Origin of the sequence: Microbacterium sp. 13-71-7 (genome assembly GCF_002257455.1) — a bacterium.
GTDB lineage: Bacteria > Actinomycetota > Actinomycetes > Actinomycetales > Microbacteriaceae > Microbacterium.
On record NZ_NCKN01000007.1, the window covers coordinates 23,514 to 35,487 of the forward strand.

Annotated in this window: 7 protein-coding genes and 2 pseudogenes; 5 read left to right on the forward strand and 4 right to left on the reverse strand. The window is 68.3% G+C overall.

What is annotated here, in order from left to right; genetic code table 11:
* Positions 1-22: 22 nt before the first annotated feature.
* Together mgtA and B7X32_RS01475 are read right to left on the reverse strand one after the other, a co-directional pair.
* Positions 23-2,722: a magnesium-translocating P-type ATPase gene (mgtA, locus tag B7X32_RS01470; protein ID WP_292714966.1), complete on the reverse strand. Its 2,700-nt coding sequence runs from the start codon at positions 2,720-2,722 to the stop codon at positions 23-25.
* A complete protein-coding gene (locus B7X32_RS01475; RefSeq protein WP_292714990.1) occupies positions 2,712-5,087 on the reverse strand; it encodes a phosphoketolase in 2,376 nt (791 codons plus the stop codon). The genes mgtA and B7X32_RS01475 overlap by 11 nt, the downstream gene beginning before the upstream one ends.
* Positions 5,088-5,280: 193 nt before the next feature.
* On the opposite strand from B7X32_RS01475, the gene B7X32_RS01480 reads away from it, so the two are divergent.
* A complete protein-coding gene (locus tag B7X32_RS01480; RefSeq protein ID WP_292714968.1) occupies positions 5,281-5,751 on the forward strand; it encodes a universal stress protein in 471 nt (156 codons plus the stop codon).
* A 25-nt stretch (positions 5,752-5,776) separates the two neighbouring features.
* Here B7X32_RS01480 and B7X32_RS01485 read toward each other — a convergent pair whose 3' ends face one another.
* Positions 5,777-6,421 carry a response regulator transcription factor gene (locus B7X32_RS01485; RefSeq protein ID WP_292714970.1) on the reverse strand — a complete coding sequence of 215 codons (645 nt, stop codon included), beginning with the start codon at positions 6,419-6,421 and terminating at the stop codon, positions 5,777-5,779.
* Positions 6,422-6,543: 122 nt separating this feature from the next.
* On the opposite strand from B7X32_RS01485, the gene B7X32_RS01490 reads away from it, so the two are divergent.
* The 4 genes and pseudogenes from B7X32_RS01490 (at position 6,544) to B7X32_RS01505 (ending at position 11,357) form a co-directional block, all read left to right on the forward strand.
* Positions 6,544-8,199 carry a GAF domain-containing protein gene (locus tag B7X32_RS01490; RefSeq protein WP_292714972.1) on the forward strand — a complete coding sequence of 552 codons (1,656 nt, stop codon included), beginning with the start codon at positions 6,544-6,546 and terminating at the stop codon, positions 8,197-8,199.
* Between the two features lie 84 nt (positions 8,200-8,283).
* Positions 8,284-9,627 (forward strand): annotated as a pseudogene (locus tag B7X32_RS01495) (MBL fold metallo-hydrolase); the annotation flags it as partial.
* Between the two features lie 261 nt (positions 9,628-9,888).
* Positions 9,889-10,830, forward strand: a pseudogene (locus tag B7X32_RS01500) (zinc-dependent alcohol dehydrogenase); the annotation flags it as partial.
* 68 nt (positions 10,831-10,898) lie between these two features.
* Positions 10,899-11,357, forward strand: coding sequence for a universal stress protein (locus B7X32_RS01505; protein WP_292714975.1), 459 nt, complete (start codon positions 10,899-10,901; stop codon positions 11,355-11,357).
* Between the two features lie 129 nt (positions 11,358-11,486).
* Here the strand turns inward: B7X32_RS01505 and B7X32_RS01510 are convergent.
* Positions 11,487-11,974 (reverse strand): hypothetical protein (locus B7X32_RS01510; protein WP_292714978.1); only part of this gene is annotated, 488 nt, incomplete at its 5' end.

Genomic DNA, 11,974 nt, shown 5'->3' on the forward strand with positions numbered 1-11,974 from the left:
CCCGTCGCGCTGGCGGACATGGTCAGCCGTGCGCACGCCTCGGACGGCCGGAGGGTGCGGTGAAGCGCGCCGCGCGACGAAGGACGCTCCGCGCACCGGGCCGGGGCGTCACAGCGGCGGCAGGATGTGCGCTCATCCGCCGGAAGTACCAGAGTTTGGCGAGTTCGACGAGCACCAGGTAGATGATCAGCATCGCGACGAGCGCGAGGAAGAACGGCGCCGGCAGCGGTGTGAATCCCAGCAGCCCATTCGCGGGCGAGTAGGGCAGCCAGGCTCCGACGGCGATCGCGGCGAGCACCGTGACGACCAGCAGCGGAGCCGGACGGCTCCGTGTGAACGGCACCCTGCGGGTGCGGATCGCGAAGACGATGAGCGTCTGGGTCGCGATGGACTCGATGAACCAGCCGGAGCGGAACTCGGGCGCGCCCGCGTGGAAGACAAACAGCATGAGTCCGAAAGTCGCGAAGTCGAAGAGCGACGAGATCGGCCCGAACAACAGCATGAACCGGCGAACGGCGCCGATGTCCCAGTGCGATGGCGCTCGCAACTGCTCGGGATCCACCCGGTCGGCGGGTATCACGAGCTGGCTGGCGTCGTAGAGCAGATTGTTCAGCAGGATCTGGCCGGGGAGCATCGGCAGGAAGGGCAGGAAGATCGAGGCGGCGGATGCGCTGAACATGTTGCCGAAGTTGCTGGACGTGCCCATCATCACGTACTTGATCGTGTTGGCGAAGATGCGCCGGCCCTCGGTCACCCCGTCAGCCAGCACATCGAGGTCTTTGTCGAGCAGCAGGACGTCCGCCGCGTCTTTGGCGACATCGACGGCAGAGTCCACCGAGATACCGATGTCGGCGCCGTGCAGCGCGAGGGCGTCGTTCACACCGTCACCGAGGAATCCCACCGCACGGCCGCGATGCCGCAGCGCCCGCACAATTCGCGCCTTCTGCTCGGGCGAGACCCTGGCGAAGATCGTGGTCCGCTCGGCCGCACCGATGAGCTCGGTGTCGTCCAGCGCATCGACTGCCTCGCCGGTGAGCACCGCCGTCACATCCATGCCCAGGTCGCCTCCGGTGCGGGCTGCGACTACCGCACTGTCGCCGGTGCAGACCTTGACTGCGACGCCGAGTTCCGCGAGCCGCTGCAGAGAGGCGCGGGCACCTGGCTTGATGGCATCGGAGAAGACGAGGAAGCCGCCCAGCGCGAGCCTCGCATCGATCCCCGGTGCCAGGACGTGGGCTCCCGGCGCCGCGCCGTGGGCGACAGCGACCACTCGGAACCCTTCGCGATACAACTCGTCCAGAGCCGTGGTCGCGGTCGCCGGCACCGATACACAGCGCGGAAGGACCGATTCCGCCGCTCCCTTGACGATCACCATCGGGCTCAGGCCCTCGCGCTGGACGAGCACGGTCGTCGTGCGGCGTTCGTGATCGAAGGGGATCGCGTCGAGACGGCGCCACGCGTCGAGGTCGGCGCCGTCGCGCAGGCCCGCCAGGAGTGCGGCATCGAGCGCATTGAGCCCGACCGTGGAGAGCGCGTGCAGATCCGCATCGGAAGCGAGCAGGCCCCACTCGACCAGGGGCGCATCCGCATCGCCCTCGACAGGGACCCCGCGTTCGAAGGAGATCTCCCCCGTCGTCAACGTCCCGGTCTTGTCTGTGACGAGAAGATCGAGATCTCCCAGGTCCTCGATGCACACCATGCGCTTGACGAGGACACGGCGGCGAGCCATCGCCCTCGACCCCGCCGCGAGGCTCGTGCTGACGACCGCCGGCAGAAGCTGCGGCGTGATCCCGACCGCGATGGCGAGGGAGAACAGCAGCGACTGGATCAGCGGTCTGCCCAGCGCCACCGCGATGACGAAGATCGTCGCGGTGAGCACGATCGCCACGAGCAGCAGGAAAGTCGAGAAACGTCCGAGACCGCGTTGGAACTCGGTCTGCGGCTCCCGCGCGGCGAGCCCGGCGGCGATCCGCCCGAATTCGGCATCGGCGCCGGCCGCCACGACCACTCCTGTCCCGGTGCCCGCGTGCACGACCGTGCCCATGAGCGCACAGCAGGTGAGGTCGCCGACTCCCATGCCCGCGGGCACGGGAGTCGTACTCTTGACCGCCGCCAGCGCCTCACCGGTGAGGATGCTCTCATCGCATTCGAGTCCCTCGGAGTGCAACAGGCGCAGGTCCGCCGGCACGACGGTTCCCACCGAGAGCGCCACCACATCCCCGACCACGAGCTCCGTCACATCCACGCGCTGAGCCTCGCCGGCCCGGTGCACAATCGCCGTGTGGCGCAGCCGATCGTGCATCGCGTCCGCGGCCCGCTCGGCACGGAACTCGTTGACGAAGCCGAGGCCGACGCTGAGCAGCAGGATCGCCCCGATGACCACGGCATCCGTGGCATCGCCGACGAAACCCGCGACGATCGCCGTCCCGAACAGCATCAGCACGATCGGACTCCGCAGCTGCCTGCCCAGCACGCGCCAAGGACGGGCTCGTCGGCTGCGGATCGCATTCGGGCCCTGCCGCGAGAGCCGCTCGCGGGCATCGTCCGGGCTCAGCCCGCTTTCGATCGATCCGCACTCGGCCAGCACCTGCGCGACGCCCTCGACGGCGCATCGGCGCACCGCGCTCGGCGAGGCAAGGGAGCCGGTCTGGGCCGGCCGCACTGCCCCTGCGCCCTCGCCCGCGGCTCTCGTCATCGCGTCCGTGGCCCGCTCAGCGGACACGGCTCCAGCTCCACTCGGCCACCTCGGGGATGTCCTCGCCGTGTTCGCGCGTGTAGGCGCGGGCGCGCAGCCGCGCGTCCTGCAGGTCCTGACGCAGCCCCGCGCAGCGCTGGGCGAGCCCCGGCACGCGGTCGATCGCATCGATCGCGAGCTGGTAGCGGTCGAGGTCGTTGAGCATGACCATGTCGAACGGCGTGGTGGTCGTGCCGTTCTCCTTGTACCCGCGCACGTGCAGGTCGTCATGCCCGTGCCGTCGGTACGCGAGCCGGTGGATGAGCCACGGGTAGCCGTGATAGGCGAAGATCACCGGCCGGTCCGCCGTGAAGATCGCGTCGTACTCCCGGTCAGGCAGCCCGTGCGGATGCTCGCTCTCCGACTGCAGGCGCATCAGGTCCACCACGTTGACCACGCGCACGCGCAGCTCCGGCAGCGCATTCCGCAGGATCTGGGCGGCGGCGAGGACCTCGAGGGTGGGGATGTCGCCCGCGGCGGCGAGCACGACATCCGGATCCTCTCCCGCGACCTCGGTGCCCGCCCATTCCAGGATCCCGAGTCCGCGCGTGCAATGGTTCACGGCCTCGTCCATCGTGAGCCAGTTCGCAGCCGGCTGCTTCCCCGCCACCACGACGTTGACGTAGTCCACCGACCGCAGGCAGTGGTCGTAGGTGGACAGCAGCGTGTTCGCGTCGAAGGGGAGGTAGACCCGCACCACCTCCGCGCTCTTGTTCACGACGTGGTCGATGAATCCCGGGTCCTGATGGCTGAATCCGTTGTGGTCCTGCCGCCAGACGTGACTCGTGAGCAGGTAGTTCAGGCTGGAGATCGGACGCCGCCAGGGGATCTCCCGTGTGACCTTGAGCCACTTCGCGTGCTGATTGAACATCGAGTCGACGATGTGGATGAACGCCTCGTAGCAGGTGAACAGGCCGTGGCGTCCGGTGAGGAGATAGCCCTCGAGCCACCCCTGGCACTGATGCTCGCTGAGCATCTCCATGACCCGGCCGACCCGGGCCAGGTGGTCGTCCGAGGGCAGGATCTGCGCGACCCACTGCTTGTCCGTGGCCTCGTAGACCGGTGGGGCGAGCCGGTTCGACGCGGTCTCGTCGGGGCCGAAGATCCGGAACGTCGTCGGGTTCCGCCTGATCACCTCGGCGAGCCAGGTGCCGAGCACCCTCGTGGCCTCGGCGGTCGTCGAGCCCGGCGCCGGCACGTCGACCGCGTAGTCGCGGAAGTCGGGCAGCGACAGGGGCGTCCGCAGCAGCCCGCCGTTCGCGACCGGGTTGGCGCTCATCCGCCGCTCCCCCTCCGGCGCGATCCGGCCGATGAGCTCGACGGGAGCGCCCTGGGCGTCGAAGAGCTCCTCGGGGCGGTAGCGACGCATCCAGTCCTCGAGGATCCGGAGGTGCTCCGGCGTGTCCCTGGCGTTCGCGAGCGGCACCTGATGCGCGCGGTAGGTGCCCTCCACGAGCACGCCGTCGACCTTGTGCGGGCCGGTCCATCCCTTGGGCGTGCGCAGGATGATCATGGGCCACTCCGGCGTCGCCGTCACGGGATCGTCCGAGCGGTCCCGGCCTTCCGCCGCATCGGCGCGGATGCGCGCGATCTCGTCGAACACCTCCTCGAGAAGGGCCGCGAACCGCCGATGGATGCTCCGCGGATCCTCGTCGTCGAACCCTCCGGTGAAGATGTGCGGCGCGTAGCCGTACCCGCGGAAGAGCTCGACCAGGCGGCGCTCCGGGATGCGGGCGAGCACCGTGGGGTTCGCGATCTTGTAGCCGTTCAGATGCAGGATCGGCAGGACCGTGCCGTCCTGCACGGGATCCAGGAACTTGTTCGAGTGCCATCCCGTCGCCGCGGGTCCCGTCTCGGCCTCGCCGTCGCCGACCACGCACGTGACGACCAGGTCGGGGTTGTCGAACGCGGCGCCGAAGGCATGGCTCAGCGAGTAGCCCAGCTCGCCGCCCTCATGGATGGAACCCGGCGTCTCCGGGGCGACATGGCTCGGGATCCCCCCGGGGAACGAGAACTGGCGGAACAGGGCGCGCACCCCGTCCTCGTCCCGCGAGATCCGCGGGTAGACCTCGGAGTACGTGCCGTCCAGATAGGCGTTCGCCACCATCCCCGGTCCTCCGTGGCCGGGGCCGGTCACGAAGATCGAGCTCAGCGCCCGGTCGCGGATCACCCGGTTCAGGTGGGCGTAGAGGAAGTTGAGCCCCGGCGTCGTGCCCCAGTGTCCGAGCAGGCGGGGCTTGACGTCCTCCGGCGTCAGGGGCCGGTGCAGCAGCGGGTCGTCGAGCAGATAGATCTGGCCGGCACTGAGGTAGTTCGCCGCGCGCCACCACGCGTCGATGCTCTCCAGATCCACCTCGGGGACGTCGCCGCCCGTGGTCGGCGCGGCGGTCTTCGTGTGCGTGTCGCTCGTGGTCACAACCGGGTCCTCTCACTGTCTTCCCACGGCGCACCGCGCCGCCTCCGGCTCCACACTGTCGCCCTCATGCCCTCCATACAAGTGACTTTCGTCCCAACCACTGCGACGCCCACGTCAAAAGATGAACGTCATGAACACGACTGAGAAAGCTCCCGTCCTCGTCGGCGTCGACGGCTCCGACTCCTCGCTCGACGCCCTCCGCTACGCCGCGAAGATTGCGGCAGCACTCGGAGCGCCGCTGCGAGCGATCACGACGTGGGACTACCCCGCTCTCATCGACCTTTGCCCGACGCCGGGCTGGATCCCGGACGAAGACGCGGCGGACATCCTCAATGCGGCCATCGGGAACGTGTTCGCCGGGGATCCCCCCGCCGAGCTGTCCGCCGCGGTCGTGGCAGGACCCCCTGCGTCCGTGCTCATCAAGGAGAGCCGCGACGCCGAGATGCTCGTACTCGGCAGCCGCGGACGCGGAGGCTTCACGGGACTTCTTCTCGGCTCGGTGAGCTCGACCTGTTCAACGCACGCGCATTGCCCCGTTCTCATCGTGCGGCACGAGCGGCACGAGCGGCACGACGAGAACGCCGAGCGCACCGAGAGCTGACCGCGATCGACGGTCGGACCCGCGGTCAGGCGCCGCGGGTCCGACCTCGCTCGATCTCGAAGACCGCGGCCTGCGTACGGTGGTCGAGCCCAAGCTTGCTGAGTAAACCCGAGACGTAGTTCTTCACCGTCTTCTCCGCCAGGCCCAGCCGTTCGCCGATCTGCCGGTTCGTGAGCCCGTCGGCGATGAGCGCCAGGATCTGCCGCTCGCGCAACCCCAACGATCCGAACCGAGGATCCTCACCGGGCGCTTCGCGCATCCGCTGCATCGCATTGCGTTCCGCACTCGGATGCAGCAGTCGCTTGCCCGCCGCGACTTCGCGGATGGCCTTAAGCAGCTCCGCGGCGCGGACGCTCTTCAGCAGGTACCCGGCGGCGCCGGCGACGACGACGGCGGCGAACATCGCGTCATCGTCGTCGTAGGCCGTGAGGATGAGGCACTGCACCTCAGGATGGTCCTGACGGATCTGCCGGCACAGGTCGATACCGTTCCCGTCCGGGAGCCGGACGTCGAGCACTGCGACGTCCGGGCGCGTCGCTGCGATCCGTGCCAGTGCGTCACGCGTGGTGGCGGCCTCACCGATCACCGCCAGATCCGGCTGCCCGTTGATCACTCCGGCGAGCCCCTGGCGAACGATCTCGTGATCGTCGACGAGGAAGACAGTGCTCATGAGATCTCCCTCCCGTTCTGTTCATCATGCCCCCAGGCGTAGCGAACCACGGGGCGAAGGTCCTGCGCTGACTCTAGACTGCCAAGGGTCAGGGACTGCCAAGGGCCAGGGACAGAGGTGCCATGGACGACGATCCGCTCACGTTCCCCGATCTTCCTCGGCTGGAGCTCGAGAAGAACATCGCGGAGCTGATGGCCCGCGCCCAGCAGGTCCTTACGGCTCAGGGACGTCTGCGCAGCCTTCTCAGCGCCACACGTGCCGTGAGCGAGGATCTGGACCTCGACACAGTGCTGCGGCGCATCGTCAATGCGGCCATCGAGCTCGTCGGTGCTCGCTACGGGGCGCTCGGAGTGATCGACGAGGACGGTCTGCTCGAGCGCTTCATCCACCAGGGCATCTCCCCCGAGATCGTCGAGGAGATCGGTGCTCCTCCCCGAGGGCACGGGCTGCTCGGCGCCGTGATCGATGCCGGCGAGACGATCCGGATTCCGCGCATCGCCGATGATCCGCGCTCGGTCGGCTTCCCAGAGCATCATCCGCCCATGGATGCGTTCCTGGGCGTACCGATCCGCGTGCGGGACCAGACCTTCGGCAATCTCTACCTGACAGACTCCGACAAGCCGACCTTCTCGCACGAGGACCAGGAGATCATCGAGGCGCTCGCGACCACGGCCGGGGTGGCGATCGAGAACGCCCGTCTCTACGCGGAGACGCGACGGCGCGAACGTCTCGGCACCGCGATCTCCGAGATCACCGCGGCCCTGCTGTCGCCCGATTCAGTGGACGCCCTGGGCATCGTGGCGGACCGGGTGGCCTCGATCATCCCCACCGATCTCGTCACGATCATCGTTCCTGACGAGGACGACAGGCTCCGTATCAACGTCGCTCGCGGGGTGGGCGCCAGGGATTTGGAGGGCGCTCGCTACCCGGCGGCCGATTCGATCGCCGCCATCGCGATCGCCGAAGGCCGACCGGTCGTCGGCCGTCTCCCCGATCCCGTCGACGTCGTGCTGCGCCCGTTCGGCTTCACCGTGGCAGTGCCGCTCATCACCGCCGGCGACACTGCCGGCGCCCTGTGCGTGTCACGCAGGGGAAGCACGTTCACGCGCACGGAACTGCTCACGATCACGGACTTCGCTTCGCAGGCGGGGATTGCCATCTCGCTGGCGCGCGCCCGCGAGCAACGCCAGATCCTCGACATCGTCGAGGACCGCGGCCGCATCGCCCGCGACCTCCACGACCACGTGATCCAGCGCCTGTTCGCCACAGCGCTCGGACTGCAAGGGCTGGCGTCAGCGCATCCAACAGTCGCCACCGATCTCGATCGCCACATCGAAGAACTCGACGGCGCGATCTCAGACATCCGCACGGCGATCTTCGCCCTTCGCGCACACGACAGCGCGACCAGCGGTCTTCGGCGCCGTCTGCTCGCGATCATCTCCGACTACGATCCGCGCCCAAGGATCTCCTTCACCGGACCAGTGGACCTGGTCGTCACCGGCGACCTCGCCGACGACCTCGTCGCGGTTGTGCGCGAGTCACTCGCGAACGTCACCCGACATGCACAGGCATCGTCCGCGCTCGTAGACGTCCGGCTCTCGGACACCGAGGTGATGGTCACGATCGAGGACGACGGCGTCGGTCTGCCTGCGAAACTGACGCCAAGCGGCACCGCCAACCTCGCCGCCCGCGCGGCCCGACGTGACGGTGAATACGCCATCGGGCGTCGACCAGAGGGCGGCACCCGCGTCCTCTGGAGCGCCCCCCTCCAGGGATGAGCACGATCACCGGCCCGGCGGCGTACCCGACTCACGTGACAAAGGTCCCTCCCCGCGCGTCGCGGCGCGTGTTGTGTGACCTCTATGAGCGCAACACTGACCTTCCTCGGAGCAACCGACACCGTCACAGGATCCCGTTACCTGGTCGAGACGGGCAAGAACAGAATCCTTGTCGACTGCGGGCTCTTCCAGGGCTACAAGATCCTGCGCGAACGGAACTGGGCGCGCTTCCCCGTGGAACCAGCGAGCATCGACGCCGTCGTCGTCACGCACGCGCACCTCGACCACACCGGTTACCTGCCTGCGCTCGTACGGGACGGGTTCCGGGGAGCCATCCACACCACCGTCGGAACAGCCGAGCTCAGCACACTGGTGCTGCCGGACAGCGGCCGTCTCCAGGAGGAACAGGCAAACTACGCCGAGCGTCGACATAGCTCGAAGCATGCGCACCCACGGCCGCTGTACACGGAACGCGACGCCATGGCGGCACTCGATCGCTTCGAGCCGCACCCGTTCGACGTCGGCTTCGAGGTCGGCGACATCGGGGTCTCGTTCGCACCCGCCGGACACATCCTGGGTGCTGCACAGGTGCGCCTCGACGTGGACGGCACCCGCGTGCACTTCACCGGCGATCTGGGCCGCGCCGACGACCCGCTGATGTGCGCACCCCGCGACCTCGAAGCGACGGATGTGCTCGTCTCCGAATCGACCTACGGAGACCGCGCCCACCCCGCCGAGGACCCGGAGGCCGCGCTCGCCGACATCATCACCAGGGTGTGCCGGCGCGGTGGCGTCGTGCTGCTGCCGGCCTTCGCGATCGGCCGGGCAGAGACGCTGCTGCTGCACCTCAGCCGTCTGCGCGCCGCCGGCAGGATCCCTGACGTACCACTGTTCCTGAACAGCCCGATGGCGGTGAGCGGCGCCGAGATGTACGCCCGCCACCCCGAGGAACACCGCATCTCCGCCGACGAGTTCCAGCGCATGTACAAAGATGTGACGCTGGTGCGCAGCATCGAGGAGTCCAAGGCGCTCAACACCCGCGGAGGTCCGGCGATCATCATCTCCGCGAGTGGAATGCTCGAAGGCGGACGGATCCTGCATCACCTCGCCTCCTACGCGCCGGACCCGCGCAACGCGATCGTGCTGACAGGGTTCCAAGCCGGGGGCACACGCGGAGACGCACTGCAGCGCGGCGAGCGCACCCTGCGGATCTACGGACAGGATGTGCCGATTCTCGCCGAGGTCCACTCGCTGGAGATGCTCTCCGCACATGCCGACGCCAGACAGATCCTCGACTGGATGCGCACCGCCCCGCAGGCACCCGCGCAGGTGTTCCTCACCCACGGCGAGCCAGGCTCATCCGACACCCTGCGTGGTCGGATCCGTCGCGAACTCGGCTGGAGCGTTCGAGTGCCGCATCTGGGAGAAGCGGTCGAGCTGGACACACTCCGCCGCAGGGCGTCCGACGAGCCCGCGTCCATGTCCTCGGTCTCTCCTGCCGTTTCCACCGCCCCTAACGCCACCGAAGCGACGAGCCCGGTCACGGTGGCGCCGGAGGCTCTGGACACCGCACCGGCAGACTCCGAGGCTCCGTCCGCGACGATGCGCGCCGCGGTCGTCTCATCGTTCACCGAGCCCATCACGGTGCAGGACGTGCCCGTGCCTGTCCCGGGCACTGGGCAGGTGCTCGTGCGCATCGAGATGAGCGGTCTCTGCCACACCGACATCCATGCCGCGCGCGGCGACTGGCCGGTGAAGCCACCGCTGCCCTTCATCCCGGGACACGAGGGCATCGGCCGCGTGGACGGCCTCGGTCCGGGAGCCACCGCTCCTGCTGCCGGGACGCGCGTCGCACTGGCGTGGCTCGGATCCGCATGCGGCTCCTGCCGGTACTGCGTGACCGGGCGTGAGAACCTCTGCCTGGCCCAAAAGAACACCGGTTACGCGGTGAACGGAGCGCACGCAGAATATGCGGTGATCGACGCCCGCTTCGCCGTGCCTGTCCCAGACTCCGTCACGTCGCTCGATGCCGCACCGCTGACCTGCGCCGGGGTCACGACCTACGCCGCGATCAAGGCCGCCCGTGTGACGCCGTCCGAGCGCGTCGCCGTCTTCGGGATCGGCGGCCTCGGGCACCTCGCGATCCAGTACGCGCGCCTCGTCGGAGCGGAGGTCATCGCCGTCGACGTGAGCGATGAGAAACTCGAACTCGCCACGATGCTCGGCGCAGACCACGTCGTCAACGCTGCGAAGACGGATCCGGTCGAGGCGATCAGGGCGCTCGGCGGTGCGGACGCCTGTATCGTGCTCGCCGTCGCTCCCGCCGTGTTCGACCAGTCCTATCGTGCTCTCGCTCGGGGCGGACGGCTGGTGCTCGTCTCGCTGCCGAAGGACGGCACTTTGACGTTCCCCGTATTCGATACGGTGCTGAACGGCATCGAGATCATCGGATCCATCGTCGGCACACGCGAAGATCTCGCCGAGGTCTTCCGGCTGCACGCCCTCGGTCGCACAACCGTCGTCGCACAGACACGGGACCTGTCCACGGTGGCCGCGTCGATGCAGGAAGTGCTCGATGGTTCCGTACCGGCTCGACTCGTCTTCGACTTCGACGTCGAGGACGCCAGCTGAGCCGCCCGACCAGGTCCGCGTGACTTTCGTCCCAGTCCCGGCCGAACCCGCGGAGGAACCTCGACCGCATGGACAGCATCGACAGCAACCGGATCATCGTCGGCGTCGACGGATCAGCCTCCTCCGTCGCCGCTCTGCGCTATGCCGCCCGGCTCGCGGACGTGCTCGACGCACCTCTCGAGGTCGTGACCACCTGGTACTACTCATCGATCACGGGAGCGGAACTCGTGATCGAGTGGACTCCTGAAATCGTCGCAGACGACACCCTGGCTAAGACCATCGACAGGGCCTTCAGCGACGCCCCGCCGACACGCCTGATCCGCACCGTTGCCGGAGGCACGCCGGCCGCGACACTGATCGAGATGAGCAAGAGCTGCCAGATGCTCGTCGTCGGCAACCGCGGCCACGGCGGATTCGTCGGCCTGCTGCTGGGATCGGTCAGCGCCGCATGCGTGCGGCACGCGCACTCACCCGTCCTCGTCGTCCGCCCGTGTGATCTCTACACCAACACCGAGGAAGCATCATGATGCACTGACAGGGGCAACTACTGGTCGCTGACATGGACGGCGTTCGCGACTGTGGCCTTTCGTCAACTAGCTCACGAAGGCGCTGCAGGTGTTCGCCCTCGTCTTTCTGCCGCTAGTCGTGCGAGCTTTTCACGGAAGATCGACGCCGACGCTCGCCCCCCGACCTGAAGGTTGCGGCGTAGGTCGCACAACTAGCGGCGTGGAGTCACAAGATGTCGCAGGGTCAATCACGGGAAGGTGAAGTGTGATGCGTGCCTCAGCGGCCGCGGGGCCACCGGCCGTGTCGATCGGCAGCTTCAACGCGATCATCTCGGCGATCGTGTCAGTCGCCGCGATGCGGCGGTAGTAGGCGCCGTAGACCCTGAGCTCGAGCGTGGTCAGATCACTCCGCACGGCTTCGGGCCACCGGGCGTTGGCGGAGGTGAGCGCGCCAGCCTCGCGGGCCGCGACCTGCGCCGCATGAGCAGCTGCCGACCTGATCCGAGCCGTCTGGGTCGAGTCGAACGCGAATGTCAGTTCGTAGGCCGCCGCGTTCCCTGGGCACACGATCTCGAGGTACTTCGGCGCGGCCTGCGCGACAGTCATCATGGTCGGGGTCGGTTTCGGTGCGTGGGCTG

Bases quoted from the DNA above. Each gene is read 5' to 3' on its own strand.
- B7X32_RS01480 (WP_292714968.1), top strand. From the start codon at position 5,281: ATGAACACGACTGAGAAAGCTCCCGTCCTCGTCGGCGTCGACGGCTCC.
- B7X32_RS01485 (WP_292714970.1), bottom strand. From the start codon at position 6,421: ATGAGCACTGTCTTCCTCGTCGACGATCACGAGATCGTTCGCCAGGGG.
- B7X32_RS01490 (WP_292714972.1), top strand. From the start codon at position 6,544: ATGGACGACGATCCGCTCACGTTCCCCGATCTTCCTCGGCTGGAGCTC.
- B7X32_RS01505 (WP_292714975.1), top strand. From the start codon at position 10,899: ATGGACAGCATCGACAGCAACCGGATCATCGTCGGCGTCGACGGATCA.